The organism is Bacillus bruguierae, assembly GCF_037104725.1.
GTDB classification, from domain to species: Bacteria; Bacillota; Bacilli; order Bacillales; family Bacillaceae_G; genus Bacillus_A; species Bacillus_A bruguierae.
The window spans coordinates 362,495-382,583 of sequence record NZ_JBAWSX010000002.1 but is presented as its reverse complement, the minus strand read 5'-3'; the positions used below and the strand labels follow the sequence as shown (position 1 = coordinate 382,583).

Annotated in this window: 19 protein-coding genes; 2 read left to right on the top strand and 17 right to left on the bottom strand. The window is 34.7% G+C overall.

The annotated features are described in order from the left end of the window. From WAZ07_RS06110 to WAZ07_RS06055, 12 genes are all read right to left on the bottom strand, one after another. The gene (locus WAZ07_RS06110; RefSeq protein WP_090995308.1) at positions 1–984 is read right to left on the bottom strand and encodes an ABC transporter ATP-binding protein; all 984 of its coding nucleotides are present in this window, start codon (positions 982–984) and stop codon (positions 1–3) included. A gap of 11 nt (positions 985–995) precedes the next feature. Further along, entirely contained in the window at positions 996–1,805 is an 810-nt protein-coding gene (locus WAZ07_RS06105; RefSeq protein ID WP_336471720.1) for an ABC transporter permease, read from the bottom strand. Beyond that, a complete protein-coding gene (locus WAZ07_RS06100; RefSeq protein WP_336471719.1) occupies positions 1,796–2,767 on the bottom strand; it encodes an ArsR/SmtB family transcription factor in 972 nt (323 codons plus the stop codon). Before WAZ07_RS06100 ends, WAZ07_RS06105 begins: the two co-directional genes overlap by 10 nt. A gap of 279 nt (positions 2,768–3,046) precedes the next feature. After that, positions 3,047–3,403, bottom strand: coding sequence for a GNAT family N-acetyltransferase (locus WAZ07_RS06095; RefSeq protein ID WP_336471718.1), 357 nt, complete (start codon positions 3,401–3,403; stop codon positions 3,047–3,049). A gap of 60 nt (positions 3,404–3,463) precedes the next feature. Further along, positions 3,464–4,198 (bottom strand): oxygen-insensitive NADPH nitroreductase, encoded by a 735-nt coding sequence (gene nfsA, locus WAZ07_RS06090; RefSeq protein WP_336471717.1) that lies wholly within the window; start codon positions 4,196–4,198, stop codon positions 3,464–3,466. Positions 4,199–4,552: 354 nt separating this feature from the next. After that, positions 4,553–5,263 carry a Crp/Fnr family transcriptional regulator gene (locus WAZ07_RS06085; protein WP_336471716.1) on the bottom strand — a complete coding sequence of 237 codons (711 nt, stop codon included), beginning with the start codon at positions 5,261–5,263 and terminating at the stop codon, positions 4,553–4,555. A gap of 243 nt (positions 5,264–5,506) precedes the next feature. After that, entirely contained in the window at positions 5,507–5,671 is a 165-nt protein-coding gene (gene rd / locus WAZ07_RS06080; RefSeq protein WP_000759862.1) for a rubredoxin, read from the bottom strand. A gap of 26 nt (positions 5,672–5,697) precedes the next feature. After that, a complete protein-coding gene (locus WAZ07_RS06075; protein WP_336471715.1) occupies positions 5,698–6,918 on the bottom strand; it encodes an NAD(P)/FAD-dependent oxidoreductase in 1,221 nt (406 codons plus the stop codon). A gap of 21 nt (positions 6,919–6,939) precedes the next feature. Next, positions 6,940–8,175, bottom strand: coding sequence for an FprA family A-type flavoprotein (locus tag WAZ07_RS06070; protein ID WP_336471714.1), 1,236 nt, complete (start codon positions 8,173–8,175; stop codon positions 6,940–6,942). A 161-nt stretch (positions 8,176–8,336) separates the two neighbouring features. Beyond that, positions 8,337–9,044, bottom strand: a complete 708-nt coding sequence (locus WAZ07_RS06065) for a class I SAM-dependent methyltransferase (protein ID WP_336471713.1) — start codon at positions 9,042–9,044, stop codon at positions 8,337–8,339. Between the two features lie 320 nt (positions 9,045–9,364). Next, entirely contained in the window at positions 9,365–10,087 is a 723-nt protein-coding gene (locus WAZ07_RS06060) for a YwiC-like family protein (RefSeq protein WP_336471712.1), read from the bottom strand. A 45-nt stretch (positions 10,088–10,132) separates the two neighbouring features. After that, positions 10,133–11,254, bottom strand: coding sequence for a TIGR04053 family radical SAM/SPASM domain-containing protein (locus WAZ07_RS06055; protein WP_336471711.1), 1,122 nt, complete (start codon positions 11,252–11,254; stop codon positions 10,133–10,135). 647 nt (positions 11,255–11,901) lie between these two features. On the opposite strand from WAZ07_RS06055, the gene WAZ07_RS06050 reads away from it, so the two are divergent. Next, positions 11,902–12,129, top strand: a complete 228-nt coding sequence (locus WAZ07_RS06050; protein ID WP_035434913.1) for a DUF1858 domain-containing protein — start codon at positions 11,902–11,904, stop codon at positions 12,127–12,129. A gap of 12 nt (positions 12,130–12,141) precedes the next feature. Beyond that, positions 12,142–13,371 (top strand): DUF438 domain-containing protein, encoded by a 1,230-nt coding sequence (locus WAZ07_RS06045; protein ID WP_336471710.1) that lies wholly within the window; start codon positions 12,142–12,144, stop codon positions 13,369–13,371. Between the two features lie 230 nt (positions 13,372–13,601). On the opposite strand, the gene WAZ07_RS06040 is transcribed toward WAZ07_RS06045, so the two are convergent. The 5 genes from WAZ07_RS06040 to WAZ07_RS06020 form a co-directional block, all read right to left on the bottom strand. Then, complete coding sequence (locus WAZ07_RS06040) at positions 13,602–14,183, bottom strand: YdcF family protein (protein WP_336471709.1); 582 nt, start codon at positions 14,181–14,183, stop codon at positions 13,602–13,604. Between the two features lie 167 nt (positions 14,184–14,350). Next, on the bottom strand, positions 14,351–15,703 hold the full coding sequence (locus tag WAZ07_RS06035; RefSeq protein ID WP_336471708.1) for an MATE family efflux transporter: 1,353 nt from the start codon (positions 15,701–15,703) through the stop codon (positions 14,351–14,353). A gap of 103 nt (positions 15,704–15,806) precedes the next feature. After that, a complete protein-coding gene (locus WAZ07_RS06030) occupies positions 15,807–16,637 on the bottom strand; it encodes a MerR family transcriptional regulator (RefSeq protein ID WP_336471707.1) in 831 nt (276 codons plus the stop codon). A gap of 330 nt (positions 16,638–16,967) precedes the next feature. Next, positions 16,968–18,320 carry an aspartate aminotransferase family protein gene (locus tag WAZ07_RS06025; protein ID WP_336471706.1) on the bottom strand — a complete coding sequence of 451 codons (1,353 nt, stop codon included), beginning with the start codon at positions 18,318–18,320 and terminating at the stop codon, positions 16,968–16,970. 215 nt (positions 18,321–18,535) lie between these two features. Next, positions 18,536–20,086, bottom strand: coding sequence for a solute symporter family protein (locus tag WAZ07_RS06020; protein ID WP_336471705.1), 1,551 nt, complete (start codon positions 20,084–20,086; stop codon positions 18,536–18,538). Positions 20,087–20,089 lie beyond the last annotated feature (3 nt).

The window sequence follows — 20,089 nt, the reverse complement described above, 5'->3', positions numbered from 1 at the left end:
TCACGCACTCACCCCATTTGCAATTTGCAAGATTGCATCCTCTAACCTCGCTTTATGTGTTTCTAATTGTAGTATGCTAATTTGATGTTTTGCTAATAACGATAAAACTACCGTGGTCATATCAAAAGATGCTGTTAGTTCATAGCGCAATCCATCTCCCATATGTTCCTTTACAAACTTTATTTCTCTTTTTCCGAAAGAGCGCTCCAATTGTTCCGTTAATTCATTTGATAACACAGAAATCACAATTTCTAAATGATGCTCACGTACAATAGATTGTATAATATCTTGAGGAGTTCCTTCATACAGAAGACTTCCTTTTTCAATAATATAAAGACGATCGCAAAGCTCTTCTACTTCTTCAAGATAGTGACTTGTTAATAAAATTCCTTTATTCTGTTCTTTCGCTAATTTATATACCATTTCTCGTAATTTTTTTGCTACTGGTGCATCTAATCCTAATGTCGGCTCATCAAGAAATAAATAATCAGGATCATTGATGAGTCCTCTTGCAATTTGTAAACGCTGTTTCATTCCCTTTGAATATCGTTCAACAGGTGTATTAGCAGCTTCTTCTAACTCCACTTGCTTCAAAAGAAAATGAATGCGTTCTTCTAATTCTGCTCCTTTTAAACCATATAGACTTCCAAAATACTGAAGGTTTTCTTTCCCTGTTAAGCGCCAATAAAGCATACGCTCCCCACCAGCAATCATATTAATTTTTTTCTTCACAAGAATATCCTGCTTTGTACTATCTGTTCCATCAATTTCAATCACACCTGAAGTCGGTTCAAGAAGCGTAGCTAACATTTTAATAGTTGTTGTTTTCCCAGCACCATTCACACCTAACAAACCGACAATTTCTCCTTTCTCAATCGTTAAATCTAACCCGTTCACTGCCTCAATTATTTTTCTTTTTTTGCGAAAAAAACCTATTTTTTCTTTTAATTCATAGCGTTTCACAAGTTGTTTCGCCCGTATCATCCAAATCTCCCCTATGCAAAATGTTTTTCAATAACATACTTTTCCATTCGTTTTATGGCCATTACACCAATTACAAAATAAACAACTCCTAATCCCAATAACCATATAAGATCAGATTGTATAGCAGTTACATTCCCGCCCTCGATCATGCATAATCGAAATGCTGATAAGCCATGTGATAATGGCATGAGCAAACTTATAGTCTGTAAAACCGCAGGAAGATAGCCTATCGGAAAAAATACTCCGCTAACAAGACTCATAAAAATAAATAATGTATTTTGCGTTAAATATGTATCTCGAAAATAAAGCATGAAAGCTCCAAGCACTAATGCTTGTGCAAAAATTGAAAAAAAGAAAATAAGTAATAGCAGTGACACAGCAGCGATATTCATTTCACGAAATTGTAATCCAAACAACAAACCAAACATAAAAATTGCAATAAATTCAATTCCAACTCGAAGCATTCCTTGTGCAGCTGCTCCTAAAAAATATCCTTGCCGAGATGATGGAGTTAACAACAGTACATCTAACGTTCCTTCACGCAATTCTGTAATTAACGTTCGGCTCACAATCATTAATAAAGAAACAGCAAACGAATAAAAAACAGCACCTAGTATAACGTAGGAAAGATAATCATCTGTTTTTCCTAGTTTCATAAAGCTATCATTTAATTTTCCTTGGAACATAAAGTGATATGTTAAATAAGAAAACAACACAATATAAATACCACTTAAAATATGTCCTAGAAAAAATGCCCATGGATATGCTCTCCGCATCGTATAAAAATCACGACGAAATGTAGCCCAAAACGTTAGCCACACGTTTTTTCCTCCTCTGTTTTATGAAAGGCTGGAAAGTCCATAAATTGATCTAAATCCACTCGAATTTGTTCCAGCTTTTCACGATTTGTTTGATAAAATACGTAATATCCTTTTCGTTCTTTTTGTACTAGTTCAGTTGCTTCAAGTATTTTTAAATGATTTGAAACAGTCGATTTCGTAAGGTTGTACCTCTCTGTTAATTGCTGCGTACAAAACGATTGAAATGATAAATCTCGCAACATTTTTAAGCGTGTTTCATCTGATATCGCTTGTAAAATTTGCAATAAATCCTTTGGTACTTCATCTGGATAGGATGAAGCAATTTCGACTTCATAATACACTTTTATATGAGTAGAAATGAAGTTATCCATTAGCAAATGAGGTGCGATAAAAGTTGATGGATAAAACGTGATTGCAGATAAATCTACAAAACGATACTGCCATGTACGTGCTTTTAAAAATGTGATTTGCTCGCCTTCAATTAAAAATCTTGGATGTAACCTCTTAGAAAGCGATAATGGATTTTGTTTTATCATTTCTTTCAAATCATGTACGGATTGCTGAAGCCAAGGTTCAATTCGAAAAAGCTCCCTTGCAAAATAACATTGATGGTATTCGTATAAAAAATTACAAATCGTTTCTTTCTCTAAATCCGGAAAAAATCTTTGAAATACCTTTTCATCTGTAGCTCGTAACCTTTCAATCCCTTCTTCTACATACACTTCAACTGGAAACTCTGAACACCAGTCGATAAATCGAAACCAATCATCACTTTTTCTATTAATTTCATGCAGCAATTCCTTTTCGTTTTCATTCATCATACTCAATAGATTTTCTGCCCACGGTAGTCGCTTCACATGATGTGCTGGATTAGATAAAACGTGTAGACTCAATAACATTTCGCGAAATGGTGAATAAACAACTTTGACATGTCGTTCAAACCAAGATGTAACGTGTACCATATGGTCCCCTCTCTTTGATTCGGTATCTATCGAATCAGTTTTATAATTTTGCAAAATTATTCAGTATATTAGCAGTATAGGAATAAATCGTCAATCGAAAATTGGAAATATTTTTATTTTAAAAACAAAAAAAGACTTTAGCTTCCGCTAAAATCTTTTCCGGTGATTCTTTTATAATTTAAAACACATGGGAATTTCTCTTCATTTTTGTATGTATTTATGGTTTTTTACTGGATAATCAACACGCCTGGATCATTCCTTTTTCAGATTGGTTTATTCTTACTCTTCTTGTCCTTCAGATAAAAACTGATAGTCATATACTATATAATTAAACACATTTACAAACCCTAAACTCTCTGCAATCACAGTTGAAGGTGTGTTCTCTTCCATACAATCCCAATAAGGAGTTTTCCCATTAGCGAGACAATCCTGTACAAATGCATGTGCAACTTTCTGAGCTAATTTTTTCCCCCGATGCTCTTTCGTTGTTTCAATATCTACTGCATGTGTATTTTCACTAACAAATCCTGAAAAACAAATACTTACTACTTCATTTTTATACATAATTACATACCCAATGCCTTTTTCAAAGAAAGATTCTATAGAACTCCAAAATAATGAAAGTTTTGATACCAAAGAACTGTTTTTTAATCATGAAAAAAGCAAACCTGTGCGAACAGATTTGCTTTTTCTACATTATTTTTGGTTAAATCCCTTTTTAACCAAAAACTCTTTCATATGCAATCGCTTCTCCTGTGACATAAACGTGCTCATTGATCTTGTCCATGTCACATCCTTTTGATTTGTCAATCTTTCCTTATAATATTCATTAGTCGTATGATCATATTCATCTAGTAATTCGTTATATTTCTTCTCATCATATGTGTTTTCATGTAGGATAGCTTCAACTGGTAACCGAGGTTTTATCCCATGGCTTTCATCTGGTACACCAATAGCCATTCCAAAAACTGGATACACCTTATCTGGCAAGTGTAACAATTCACTTACTTGTTCTGGGTTATTACGAATTCCACCAATATAACAAATACCATATCCGAGAGATTCAGCGGCAAGCGCTAAATTTTGGGCAAAGAGGGAAGCATCTACCGTTGCCACAATGAAATTTTCTGTAGTATCAGATTTAATTTCTGCTCCATGCTTCTCGCATGCAACTTCTAACCGCTTTAAATCTGCACAACAAACAAAAAATGCCGCGCAACTTTTCACGTGACGATTTCCAGATAGCTCTGCTAGTTGTTCTTTCAAAGCTTCATCTGTTACATATACAACTGAATATGCTTGTACAAAATGTGATGATGCTGCATGCTGCGCAGCCCCAATCATTCTTTCGATTACATTCTTGGGAATTGGCTCTTTCTTATATTTCCGTACTGATACGTGTTGTTCCATTGTATGTATCATTTCATTCATAACATCCTACCCCCTATAGTCTGAATACTCAATAATTACCACATTTTTCGTATACGGACAAACAATATGCTTAAAACACAATTTATGTCGTTTTTTCAACTTGTATATATATACATCCATTTTATTTTTTCGCCATAGAAGTCACTGTTATGCAGAACACAACATGACCACTACTTGCTTTCTCCCTTTGTTTTAAACTTCGCATGTGGCAGGAAAAGGCACTGACCGTTTCTATGCACGGCCAAATGCTCTCGTCCCTCCTCTAAAAAGAAAGGGGTTTTTATGTCGTTTTTTAACTTGTATATATAGTTAACTTAACCTTGCTTTTTATCTAGTTCAATATCACTTATCCATCTACTCTATATATTTTCTAAAGGCTAACTTATTTTTAATTATTAGCTGCTTATTTCCAATTGATGTTATAAACCCTAAGTCTTCAAATTTACTAAATTTACGACTAATTGTTTCCCGTGTCACCCCTATATAACTTGCAATTTCTTCCCGTGTTAACGGTAAATTTATAATTATTCCTTTATCAGTATCCTTACCATACTTTTCACAAAACTCTAGAATGATATAGGCAATTCTAACTTCTGGATCATTTGTTGCAAGATTATGAGCTAAATTTTCTGTATGCGCTAACCGTTTTGTAACGGTTTTTAACAGTTTTAATGCAATACCTGGATTTCGCTCTATTATACTATCCATATCATCTTTTTTTAACATACAAATTTTCGTATCTTCCATAGCATACGCACTAAAATTACTCTTCTCATCACAATTAAATATGTTTAATTCACAAAAACACTCACCGCTCGTTAAAATATGCAAGATTTGCTCTTTTCCTTGAGTGGTTAGTTTAGATAGCTTTACTTGTCCCTTATTAATAATAAATAATGTATCTGATTTCTCTCCTTCATGAATCAATGGTTGTCCCTTTTTAAATTGCTTATGTTTTGACATTGCAGCTATTTTTAAAATTTCCTCATCAGATAAAGATTTAAAAATTAGAACTTTTCTTGGACAAGGCTCTACTAAATTTTTATGATAACAATGTTCTTTCATATTACCTCACCTAACTTTACATATATTATATAAAATGAAATTTTAATCAGTGTCTTTTTATTATTAGCCCTCACCAATCGGGCTTTTATGGGCATTAATACGTAATAAAGTATCCTTATGATACCTAAATTATTATATCTCTTCCTAAAAGCTAAACCAGTGACCCAAATCACATCAAAAAATTCTTTTCATATTAAAAAAGTAACGAGAAATTATATAATCTTCTCGTTACTTTTTCTTTTGCTATTCCTCTACCGGTGCAAAATGTTCAGTATCTTCTCCACATACTGGACACACCCAATCTTCTGGTAAATCTTCAAAACTTGTTCCTGGTTCTATATCTTCATCCGGGTCTCCAATTTCTGGATCATAAATATAGCCGCATGGTAAGCAAATATATTTTTTCATTATAATGTCCTCTTTCTATTATTATATTAAGATTTCAGTTTCTCTTTTACCTTGCTCATTATTTCACTTACATTCGTATTTTTCATATCAATCTCTTCTAATGATACCTGCTTTTCAATAGCAGACTTGTAAGGGATGGACGCAGCAACTCCTTCTAATGAGATGACACCTACTATTTTATGATCCTTGATAAATAACCTTGTATACTTCTCTTTACCATCTTCTTCAACGATAGTTGTATCACATTGTTTTTCATCAACGAATCCAATTGAGAATAAAGATACATCGAATGCATTAAAGATAGTAGTTGGAATTGCTTCTTTATAAATTGCAGGATTAGAAACCATATTACTTCCTGCAATTTTCCCTTGATCCATTGCTCGTCCCCATAGTCCGCCAATTTCACCGTTTACTTCTGCTACATCCCCAGCAGCATATACAGATTCCACATTCGTTTCCATCTTCTCATTGACAATAATACCTCTATTTACATGAATAGGAGTATTATTTACTAAAGAAATGTTAGGAGTGACCCCAATTGAATAAACAACACTATCACAATCTATTAGTTGTTCACCATTCACTTTCATTCCAGTTACTACTTCTTCTCCAAGAATAGAATCAATAGTCGTATTTAAATATACTTTTACTCCGGAACTTTCAATTTTTTGTTTTAATAAAAGAGAAACTTTTTCATCTAATTGTCTTCCCATTAGTGTAGCGGCAACTTCTACAATGGATACTTTTTTACCAGCTTTCATCATAGACCAAGCTGTTTCTAACCCTTGTACGCCTCCACCAATGTTTACAACATGCTTTTTATCTTCTAAACATGCTTTAAAGTTATCTGCTTCCTGCATGTCTCTAATAGTAAAGACATTTTTTTTATTTATTCCATCTACTGGTAGCCTTCTATTATTTGCACCCGTGCAAATTAATAATTTGTAATACGAAATTTTTTCATGATTTGATGTAACAATATTTTTCTGCTCCGTATCAATTTTTACTACCTTTGTATTTGTGAAAACTGATATATTATTATTTTGGTACCATTTTTCTTTTTTGATTAAAACTTTTTCACTGTGTAAATCTGAATATAGCTCTTTTGATAGTTTAATTCTGTTATAGGGTAAAGATGATTCTTCACCAAAAATGAATATCTTTGAATCCTTGTCATGATCTCTAATTGTCTTTGCAGCATTTACAGCGGCTACTCCACTTCCGATAATAACAAAATTCTTTTCCATATTTTCACCTACGTTTTTCTATTAAATAGAACTTAATAATAAATCTGTAACAAATGTTGTTGCATGTTTAATTCGTTCTGTTTTCTCTTCATCCTTTGGAGAGAATCTTACACGAATAGGGAATTCAACATGAGTCATACCTGTAGACTTAATAACATTTGATGTACTTTGTACATTCATATTTGTTTCATTTAAGTAATCTTGTACTACCTCAATTGCTTCACCACTCCAACCGTATGATCCGAATGCAGCTGCTATTTTTCCTTCTAAATTCATTTCTTTCATTTCTTTTAAAATTTCTTCTAAATTTCCAATCATATCTGCGTATTTAGTTGACGATCCGATGAAGACTGCATCTGCTTCTTGAATACTTTCTAGAATTTCAGCTCTATCTGATTTATCAGCATTAAATACTGTTACTTCAATGTTATCTGCCTCGAATGTTTCTTTAATGATATTCGCGATTTTTTTCGTGTTATTTTTAATGGTTGTATATACAATAGTTACTTTTTTCCCTAGTGTTGTATCTCTACTCATTTCTGCATATAAATCAATATATTTTTGGACATCTTGGCGTAAAATGTACCCATGAGACGGAGCAATCATTTGAACATCTAAGCCTTTCAATGCTTCCATTAACGTTCTGACATATCTTCTATGCGGGTGAATAATCGCATTATAGTAGCCTATGAAATCTTCCGTAATATCTTCATTCGCTTCATCGTTAAAGAATTCATAATTCGCTACATGTGTACTGAAAATATCACATGGGAATAAAATTTTATCCTCTATGCAATATGTGATCATTGTTTCTTCTGTATGAAGATATGGAGTTTCTTTAAATTTCAACGTTTTCCCACCAATATCTAATGTGTCTCCATCTTTTACAACTAAAAAGTTTCTGTGATGCAATTTATACATTTCCTGCAACTCAGGTACTGCAATTTCTGTGCATACAATTGTAGCATTTGTAGCCCTTGATGCTAATGCTGCCAATCCACCTGAATGATCGGGTTCTGTATGATTCACTACGATATACTGAATTTCTTGCGGATCAATTAATTCACTTAAATATTCTACAAATTCTCTTCCAAACTCTATGTCAACTGTATCAATCACTGTTGGTTTTTCCGTTTTTAGAAGATATGCATTATAAGTTGTTCCTTTTGCTAAGATTAAACGGTGAAATGGAACTTCCCTATTATCAATTTTCCCTACCCAATATATATCTTCAGTTAGCTTAATTTCTCTATTCATATTTTTTAATTCCTCCTCATTTTTATCTCTTAACAACAATTGTATTATAAAAATTTTCCTAAAATAAAAAGAGGACTTGAATCACATTTTGCAAAAACCAATAAAAAAAATACTTTAGTAAATGAAAATTTTTCTTTACTAAAGTATTTTTTATGACATATTTACTTTGTAGCTACAAGAACTAAAGCTGGCCCATTCGGTAAATACGCCTCTTTTTTAAAATTACCGAAAGTTTCTACAGTACGAAAACCACATTCTTTTAACATAGGCAGTAGTTGTTTTTTCGTAATAGGATATAACAGAATACTATTTGATAGTTCTTTATCATCCACATTCAATGTTGCAGTAAATAATACTTTTTCTCCTTCTAGCGTATAATTACGCTTAAACGAGAAATGTTTCTTCTCCAGTACCGGAAATTTGAAATTATTTTCAGCTAATACTTTTTCATAATTTACAATTTGAATAATTAGTTTTCCGTTTGCTTTTAATTTTTCATAAGATCCACAGATAAAATTAAAGATTTCTTTCGAATTATCCAAATGAACAAGTGTATTTCCAATACAATAAATACCATCAAATACTCCAGGCACATTTTCAATTTGTTGCATTCCAAATGTATTTACACTAAATATCCCTTCGTAAACTGCAGCTTTCTCCCGAATTTTTGCAGCCAGCGTCTTCTCTGGTTCCATCGCAGTAACAGCAAACCCCTTTTCAACTAGTGATTGGGATACATTACCTGTTCCTGCGCCCACATCCAATATAGAGCTACCTTTTTGTAAATAAGAGACTATAAAATTCATTTGTTTCTCATTTGCAGGAAAAATTTCATCATAATATGGCGTTAACGTTTGATAGAAAGTCATTATTTATACAGTCCTTTCAGAATCTATATATATATCCATTTTAATTTTTCGACATTTTTGTCTAGCTCCAGCGGCTTCCGCTTTTCTTTATAAGTCGCCGTTACGCAAAATACAACATGACTGCTACTTGCTTTCTCCTTTTGTTTTAAACCTGGCATGTGGTAGGAAAAGGCCCTGACCGTTTCTATGCATGGCCAGATGCTCTCGCCTACCTAAAAAAAGAGGGCTTTTATGTCGATTTTTTAATTTGTATTTATATATTTGAGTCAGTTTCCTTATCAAAATATTACTAAACACCCACAAACTTACTGTAATAATTATTACAGTAATGCTCTGGCTAACAATACTACTGAAACAAAAAAGTAAATAGAATTTATACTCTCTAAAATACCCACTTGTAGAATCGAAATATTTCTACCATAAAGGAATATAGATCGTATCAAACTTGGTATAAAGGCAATGGTAAACCACGGTGATACAATTAAAGTCGCAATCACAAGTAAAGAATGATACCCCCATGAAACAAAGCGATACGTTGGATTCTTTTTCTCACGAATCATCGTCTTCACATAAAACGTACTTCCCATAAAATATAAAAATGATATAGTTGCAACAACCCATATCTTCTCATCAACTGTTTTCATTGTGAAATAATAACTAATTATTCCCCCTATACAAAACAAAATAATAGCACACATGTCATTTAGTAAAGCTCGTTCGTTTTTTTGGCGAGAAAAGTAAATATTTATGAAAAAACATGGGAGCATAATAATGGAAAAGAACACAATACGCCATTCATATATAAGAGCAATGATCGCACACACACAAGCCACACTAAAATAAATAAAGAAAGAATGTAAATAATACTTCTTTCGTGGTTGTTTTACGTACATTAATAACGGATACGTAGCTAAGTACACAAACAACCATGCCAAAAAGAGCGGTATATGATACCATGTCCCTTTACCAATTAAAACACCCAGTACAAATGGAATAAGCAGCATTCCCCATGCCCCATGCTGCTTTGGAATAATTAACTTCATTCTTTTAACACCCTCACCCAAAGTCTTTTATCAACAATGTCATTTTTATACGTTTTGTTTCTGTTTTCGTAATGCTTTTGGGATGTATACACAGAAAGGTTCACTTTCCATGTAATCTCCAGTCATGGCAAAAGCTCTAGAGCGAGATCCTCCGCAAACATATCGGAACTCACAAACCCCACACTTTCCTTTATACTTGTCTGGGTTACGCAAGTCTTGGAAGATGGAAGAGTTTCGATAAATATCAGCTAGTGGTGTTGTTCGAACATTCCCGGCTTTGATAGGTAATAACCCACTTGGATATACATCTCCAATATGAGAGATAAATACAAAACCGTTTCCATCATTTACCCCTTTTGGAGCACGTCCAAGTCCATCAATCTGCCCCGTCATTCCATTCATCAATACATGCTGATATTGAATAGCCTGATCTGTTGTTTTATTCTCTCTCATTTTTTGTTGAATAACAACACGTCTGTAGTGCTGAGCAGCCGTTGTTTTAATATCAAAAGAAACCTTTTTACTTAATTGATATAGCCATTGGAATACTCTTTCATGCCCGGCTGGTGAAATCATATCTGTTTCCTTGCCGCGCCCCGTTGGAACTAAGAAAAATACACTCCAAAGCACACACTCTAATTCCTCTACTAATTTCGCCATATCTTCAAGTACATTCACATTATAATTAGAAACAACAGTATTAATTTGAATAGGAATTTCCAATTCATGCAAATAACGAATCGCATTCATTGTTAATTCAAATGACCCCTCTGTCCCCCTAAAATGATCATGTATTTCAGCTGTTGGCCCATCTAAACTAAATGCCCATCTAGCAAGCCCTACTTCTTTTGCTTTTTGAATTGTTTCTTTCGTAACGTTTGGAGTAGCACTTGGTGTCATAGATACCCGAACACCTTTTTTTATCGCATAATCCGCAATATCATATACATCCGGACGCATTAACGGATCACCGCCGGTAAAAACAAGCATCGGATTATCCATTTCATATATATCATCAATTAGTTTTTTACCTTCTTCAAATGTTAGCTCAAGAGGATGACGATGATACTGAGCTTCCGCGCGACAATGAAGACATTTTAATTGGCATGCTCTTGTCAACTCCCATATTACAATAAATGGATTTTTGTTAAAATCACGATTAATCAAGATTAAACCCTCCTATCGACTTATATCCTCATTGTAAAGTTATATAAGAATTCATGTTGTGAGATACATCACGCATGAAACTTTAATCAGCCCTTACCAATCAAGCTTTTACATGTGGTTTATCCCCCACCTAACTTCTTAAGAAAAGCGGAAGTGGCTCGTCCAGAATGTGAGGGGGATGGAGCTTCTGACGTAGAGGTGTTTTTTACCTCGTAGGAAGAAGCGAAGCCACCGAACATTCTAGCCACTGGAGCTGGACAATGCTTTCGCCAAATTTTGAGGTGGGAGTATTACTGCCCACAAATAGCGAGATAAAAATGGACCTACACCTCGCTGCCTTTCTTTGTTTTCAAACTTTGTGCGTGGCAGGAAAAGGCCCTGACCGCTACTATACATAACCAGTCCCTCTCGACCACTTAAAAAAATGCTTTTCTATCGGTTTTTCATAGAGTGACTGAGTAGGTACAAAATTTCTTTTTATCACGGCCTCTTGTACTTCTTTTTACGCAACGTACTCCCCTAACGTTCCCTAGTTTTTCCTTCAAATTTTCAAAAATCACACGTGTGATTTTCCTCACTTCTTATTCATTCTCTTTATGTTACATTGTTTTTGAGAATTAATATCACTTATTTCCGAGGTGAGAGTGATGACAAAGATGATTGATTTTAGTCAAACCGTTTGCGATTTGGCTAACAAATACCCTGAAATCATCCCTATCTTAAAAGAGCTAGGCTTTGAAGATATAACGAAACCCGGCATGCTGCACACGGTCGGCCGTGTGATGACTATTCCAAATGGATGCCGGATGAAGGGAATTTCTTTCGATATCGTTAAAAAAACTTTTAAAAATAATGGATTTAACATGAAAGAATAGAGGAGGATCCTTATGAGTGAAATAATTAATAATCGTGAACAAGAAAGTATGAATCAATTTGAAAGACAGGCTATCTTAAAGGAAATTATTAAAAATCTTCATAATGGAAAAAGTGTGGAAGAAGTAAAGGCACAATTTGAAGAAGCAGTCGGGAATATTACCGTCGCGGAAATTTCAAAACTTGAACAGGCACTCATGGAAGAAGAAGGAATTCCAGTGGAAGAAGTACAACGTTTATGCTCGGTGCATACAGCTATTTTTAAGGGTTCCATTGAAGAAATCCATCGATCCGATAAACCCGAAGATCAAGCTGGGCATCCAGTTCATACATTTAAGCTTGAAAACAAAAAAATTGATAAGCTTGTTAACTTCAAACTTCAACTTCACTACGAACGTTTCGAGAAAGAAGATAGTGAAGAAAACGTTTATAAACTAATCGAAGATTTAAATCTGTTGCTGGATGTGGATAAACACTACAGCCGTAAAGAAAATCTGCTTTTCCCCTATTTAGAAAAATACGGAATTTACGGCCCAACACAAGTAATGTGGGGAATCGATGATGTCATTCGTAACGCCATTAAAGATGTAAAACAAGCATTAACAAACTATAACGGAGATAAAAAGACTGTCTTAGACGGCGTTTACTTTGTCATCCATGAGGTAACTGAAATGATTTTTAAAGAGGAAAATATTTTGTTTCCAATGGCACTTCAAACTCTTACGGAAGATGAATGGGTTAAAATCGCTCATGAAAGTGATGAAATTGGCTATTGCTTAACAGGTCCTGCGAGTATATGGAAACCTGAAAGAAAAGCGGTGCAAGAGCAGGCTATGTCTGAAGGATTCATACGTTTAGAAACAGGTATACTATCTTTAAAACAACTAGATATGATGTTGAACCACTTGCCTGTGGATATTACGTACATTGATCAGAATGATGTTGTACGCTACTTCTCTCATGGAAAAGAGCGAATCTTTGCTCGCACAAAAGCGATAATCGGCAGAACAGTTCAAAACTGCCATCCTCCGAAAAGCGTTCATGTCGTTGAAAAGCTCTTGGAAGACTTTAAATCTGGAAACAAAGATTGTGAAGATTTCTGGATTAAGTTCAAAGATAAATATGTATACATTCGCTATTTCGCTATACGGAGTGAAGATGGAGAATACATGGGCACCCTTGAATTCACACAAAATATTAATCCGATTCAAGAAATCCAAGGAGAAAAACGTATTCTCTCATAAATTGAGATTGTTACAATTCCCTTGACCTTTCTTTAAAGAGGATGAACCCATTGCTAAACACCCGGTTCATCCTCTTTAAGAATAAAATGCCAATTCCCCTCTATTTTCTACTTCCTCATCTCTTTCTCTCTAAATATTTCAAGCTTTTCATACACATAAACGTACTCATTGATTCAGTCTGCGTTACATCCTTTTAATTTGTCACTCTTTCCTTTTTGTAAGATTTCTCATTATATTTGATTCATAATCCAATACTTCGTAATTGCTAAATACTCTCTCAGATTAGATTGAATTATGATAGGCTTTGGTGTTCTTGCAGACAATCCCTCTAACTGCAATCCCTGTTTTTCGGCAATTTTTTTTGCGCGGTACATATGAAAATCATTCGTCACAATGATTCCTTTCTTCTTATTTGTTGGAATAAGCAGCTTTGAAAATTTTATGTTCTCATCTGTATTCGTGGAACGATCTTCCATTGTAATTCGTTCTTCTTGAATTCCCTGCGCCACCAATCCGCGTTTCATCGCTAAAGCTTCGGAAATATCCTCTCTTTTTCCTTTACCACCAGACACAATAACAGTTGTTTGTGGATGTGTTTTTAAATATTCAGCTGCTTTATCAATACGATATTGCAAAGCATAAGAAGGTTCTGTTCCTTTCACACGAGCACCAAGTACAATCATATAATCCGCATCATCTGGTGCTTCCATGTGACCATGCTTGTAAATAATATATTGTAAAGTACTCATATAAACTGCTGCAATGATAATGAAAATAAAACAATACTTTTTGAATTTCTTTTTTTTTAACATCCCTATAAATTCTCCTATTTCACCATTTTTTTCATCATAATATCCTTCCAATTATTTGTATAGTTTTATTTTCCAATTCAAGATAGTTTATCCTTTAAAAGTAATATTTGTACGAATTCGTATAGAACAAGAAAAAATCCCCTTAACATATTAAGGGGACTTCATTATTATATATGTTTTTCTTCCAACACACGTATAGAAACTGGATGTGAATAATGATTCATCACAAATACGGCACATGCTGTTAATAGTTCCGCAACAGGCATTACAAGCCATATTCCATTTACACCAAATAATTTTGGCATCACCCACAGAAGAGGAATGATAAGTAACAACCCTCGACTTAAAATAATTAAAACAGATTTTTTTGTTCGTCGTACAGATTGGAAATATTCACCATATACAATGTTATAACCTAAAAATACGTATTGCATGAAGAATAAACTAATTCCTATAACCGTCATATTTAATAATTCTTCGGATTGAACGTCAAATAAGCCGACCAGATATTTCCCAAAGAATAAACCAATCAGTGTTGCGATAACACCGAGTGCAACAGCTGTTTTAACCGCAATCTGTAACCCTTGTTTTAATCTTTCCGTTAAGTTTGCACCATAATGGAAGCTTGCGATTGGTTGCAGTGCTGCCCCAACACCAAAGAATAAAAGTAACGTCATCGCATGAATACTATTTACTATAGCATACGATGCAACGCCTTGTTCACCAGCATATTGAATAAAAGTGATATTAAATCCAATCGTTACAATCGCTACTGTAACCTCTGTCGTGAAACTCGGAAAACCAATGACCATAATTTGCTTTACGGTTTCCCATTCTAAATGGAGCTTCGTCCATTTTAAAATACTGTTTTTTCTAAAGAAATGACTCAGTAGCACAAGAAAACCAATTGCTGCAGATAAAATTGTAGCAGATGCTGATCCTGTCACACCCCAGCCTAGAATGAAAATAAAAATATAATTAAATACAATGTTTAACACCGCTGTGACAATCAAACCTGCCATAGCCAAATTCGGATTTCCATCGTTTCGTATAAATGTACTCAAGACATTTTCTAACACATATATCATTCCAAAGGTGAATAATACGTGTAGATAATCTAACGAATACGGTAAAATTACATCATTTGCTCCAAATAAGTACGCTATATCTTCTATTTTCCATAAACAAATAATCATTAATATACCAACAATCGTAACCGCTACCGTCATAGATTGTGTGAAAATAGAACGTGCTCTCTCTATATTATTTTCTCCTAAAGCAATAGAATACATTGTAGCTCCGCCCATCCCAATCCATAGTGAGATGGAGAAAAAGATAGAAAATGCGGGAACAGCAACGTTTACTCCAGCCAATCCATTTGCTCCCACACCACGGCTGACCATAACCGCATCGATTATAATATTCACCGACATCAGTACCATTCCAAGTACAGCCGGAATTAAATAAGAAATAAATAGACTTTTCATCGGTTTTTCTCTTAAATGCTCAGTTGTTTCCATTACAAAATTCTCCTTTACGTCTCTCTATTCATATTGTAAACCTTCAAGTTACTTGAAGGTCAAGAGAGAAGTAAAAAATATATAAATGAGAAGCCTTTCTATTTCACTTTTTCATCACAGGGATTTGTATTTCTGTCACTTGCTCCTCTTGATTATCCGTTACAGACAAATCAATTAAGGACAGTTCAATTGCGTCACCACATATTTCATATCTATCTTTCTCAATAGCTAGTAGCAGCCTCTTGTAAGTCTTACCAGTTTCTTCGTATGGTCCATGATGATACGCACACGCATATATTCCCTCTTCAATTACATGAGAAGTAGTAATTTGAAATGGCATGTAATCAAGAAGAATAAATACACGATTGTATGCTTGAAAATCATGTTGTAATAATGCATCTTTTGCTACAGTTACACCTATATCACCTGAAAATAAACTATCATCTACTTGTTTCATATTTTTTTGAAGTGAATGAATATAATATTCAAACATATCATCTGTTACATTTGGAGTAATAGGAAGAGCTGTAATGTTCCGCTTTGGTAATTCTTTAAAAAAGACCGTATAAGCATCTGTTTGTACAGCTTCTTTCATTAAATGAATTTTATGCTTTATTTTTGCTAACGTATATTCAATTTCCCTTTGTTTTTTCAGTAACATCTCTTCCTGTTTCTCCAATAAATCCAGCGCAAACGCTGGTGTTCTTTCATCTATATATCGTTTAATTTCTTTTAGCGGTATATTTAACTGTCGTAAAAACTTAATCGTATCCAACATTGAAAATTGATCGATTGTATAGTAGCGATAATTTGTTTGCGAATCAACAATTGCTGGATGAAAGATTCCCTTTTCATCATAATACCGCAATGTCGATTCAGGGATATTATGCATTTTCGCCATTTCTCCAATTGTAAACCGTTGATTTAATAACATATTTACTTCTCCGTTCTTTTTATTTACCCATCCGTTTCCTTTATTATACAAGTGCAGGAACTGTATTATAAATAACAAAATCTCCAATACTAATTTCTTTTAAGCAATCGTAAATCTCATTACCATGTAACTACAATAAATGATGAGCAGGAATACAAGAAAAGATCATTTATAAGGGCTAATGTAGCTGTACTGTTATAAAAAATTATTAAAGATGTGTCATGAATGGAAAAGACATCTTTTTAAAGCAGATGATTACATGCCATGATGAAACATGTGTCTTGAAAAATAGACAGGCGAGCCTCTATGTCCCGGCTCGCCTGCCCATTTTTATCTAATACGCTCCATTGCCTCTTTCACTGTTGTTACAACAAACGTAATTTCTTCACTAGAAATTACAAGCGGCGGCGCTAACGTTAAAACGTTATTATAACCGGCTGTCGTCATACCGTTGCGTCCAATAAGTAATCCTTTTTCTTTACAAGCATTCACAACACTTGCAATTTTGTCCCCATCAATTGGTTCTTTTGTCGCTTTATCGTTTACAAGTTCAATTCCCACAAGTAATCCCTTTCCGCGAATATCTCCTACATATGGATGGTCACCAATTGCCTCTTTTAATTGTTTCAATAGAAGAGATCCCATTTGAGCAGAACGATCAATCAAGCCTTCGTCCTCCATAATTTCTAAATTTTTAAGTGCTAATGCACAAGCGGCTGGATTTCCACCAAATGTATTAATATGCCGGAAAAATTCGTATTCTCCCGCCCCTTGAAACGCCTCATAAATTTCTTTTTTCACTGCCGTTACGGACAATGGTAAATATCCACTTGTAATTCCCTTTGCCGTCGTAATAATATCTGGCTTTACATCATAATGCATAAATCCAAATGGTTTTCCTGTACGTCCAAAACCACAAATGACCTCATCGCTAATAAGAAGTGCACCATGCTTTTTGCACGTTTCATGAACAGCTTTCATATAATTTTGCGGCGGCATTAAAATACCTCCGCCCGTAATAATTGGCTCCATAATAAATGCAGCTATCGTTTCGCTTAATTCCCACGTCATTACGCGATCAATTTCTTTTACACACTCCACATCATAAATATCCTCTACATCAATTCCAGGCATACGATAACAGTCTGGCGGTGTAACATGTAAGAAACCTGCAGCTAACGGCTCATATTGATATTTCCGCTGTGCTTGGCCTGTTGCTGCCATCGCCGCCATTGTATTTCCGTGATAGCCGCGGTAACGTGCCATAACTTTAAAACGATGCGGTTCTCCTTTAAATGCATAATATTGGCGAGCAATTTTAAATGCTGTCTCATTAGCCTCTGATCCACTGTTAGAGAAGAAAATAACGTATTCTCCTCCAAGCCACTCATTTAATTTTTCTGCTAATTGAATTGCCGGCTCATGTGATTGTGACATCGGAAAATAAGAAAGCTTTTTCAGCTGTTCATGTGCAGCATCAGCTAGTTCTTTTCTTCCATAACCACTATTCACACACCAAAGACCGCTCATTCCATCTAAATAGCGCTTTCCTTCACTATCCTCCACCCAACAGCCCTCTGCCTTTGTTCCAATCATTGTACTGCTCGGACTATACGGACGCATTCCATGCCATACATATTTTTCATCTTTTGCTAATAATTCTCCAATTTGCCTCGTTTTCACTATATATTCCACCTTCCATTACAACTTTTTATCTCTATAGCTGCTCGGTGCCTCATAAATAGTTGAAACTTTTTTCTCACTAAACTTTCATTCCACAAAAATAATATAAATCCTACTGTATAAACAAAAAAATCTACAATAAAAATGGATAAATTTAATTGAGAAAACAAATAAAAACAGAAGTGCCTTCCCTTAGCCAGAAAGCACTTTGTTTCTTAATGTACCGATACGTCACTAATACCATGTCCTGTATTCGACTTTACAAGTATTTCATCAAATTTCGCCACATCTTCTTTCTTACTTGAGAAAATCGTTCCTAAATATGCCGCTAAAAATCCAAGTGGAATAGAAATGATTCCTGGCGTTGTATATGGAAATAAGGGATCCCCCACAAAAATCGCTTTTCCAGCCACTGGATTCCATACATTCGGACTCATTGCAACGAGGAGAATAGCGGAAGTTAAGCCAACAAGCATACCACAAACAGCACCCGTCGTATTAAAACGCTTCCAGTATATCGTAAATAAAATAACTGGTAAGTTCGCGCTTGCCGCAACAGCAAATGCAAGCGATACAAGGAACGCTACATTTAACGTTTGTGCAAATAACGCTAAAATAATAGAAAATACTGCAACTCCCACTGAAGCGTAGCGTGCCATTTTTACTTGTTCTTTTTCTGTTGCTTTTCCACGGCGTAAAATTTCATTATAAAAATCGTGAGCAAACGCCGATGCTGCTGTTAAAACAAGTCCTGCTACTACAGCTAAAATTGTCGCAAAGGCTACTGCCGAAACGAAAGCAAATAAAAGATTTCCACCTAACGCTTCTGCTAACATTGGTGCCGCCATATTACCAGCTGCATTCGCTTTCACAATTGCTCCATTCCCAACAAATGCTGCTGCACCAAATCCTAAGAAAATTGTCATAATATAAAAAGCTCCGATTAGCCACGTGGCATATACAACAGATTGACGGGCTGTTTTCGCATCACGCACTGTAAAGAAACGAACGAGAATATGCGGCAACCCTGCTGTACCAAGAACAAGTCCTAAATTTAGCGAAATTGTATCTAAACCATCTTTATACTTTACACCAGGATTTAAAAATGCTTCTTTCAATGGTGTCGCTGTCTTCATTTGTGCAAACATTTCTGTAATACTAAAGTTAAACTTTGAAAACACAATAACAGAAATAATAAAAGTACCGGCCATTAATAATACCGCTTTAACAATTTGCACCCAGCTCGTTGCTGTCATTCCTCCAAAAATAACATATACAGTCATCAATGTCCCAACAATGAGTACAGCCGCACTGTATTCGATTCCTAATAATAATTTAATAAGTGCTCCTGCTCCGACTAACTGTGCAATCATATAAAAAATTGAAATTGTCATCGTATTAAGAGCTGCTACTCCGCGTACTTTTCTTGCATCAAAACGCGCTGCAATCATATCTGCTAATGTAAATTTCCCGAGGTTTCGAAGCGGCTCTGCAACAAGATATAATACAACTAAATAGGCAACAAGAAAACCAATGCTATAAAAAAATCCATCAAACCCTGTTAATGCTATTGCTCCGGCAATTCCAAGAAAAGAAGCAGCGGACATGTAATCGCCCGCAATCGCCAAACCGTTTTGCCATCCTGTTAACCCACCGCCTGCTGTATAAAAATCACTTGCATTTTTTGTTTTTTTCGATGCATAATACGTAATAACAAGCGTTCCAAGAACAATGACTAAAAATAAAGTAAAAGCTGTTGTATTCAATAT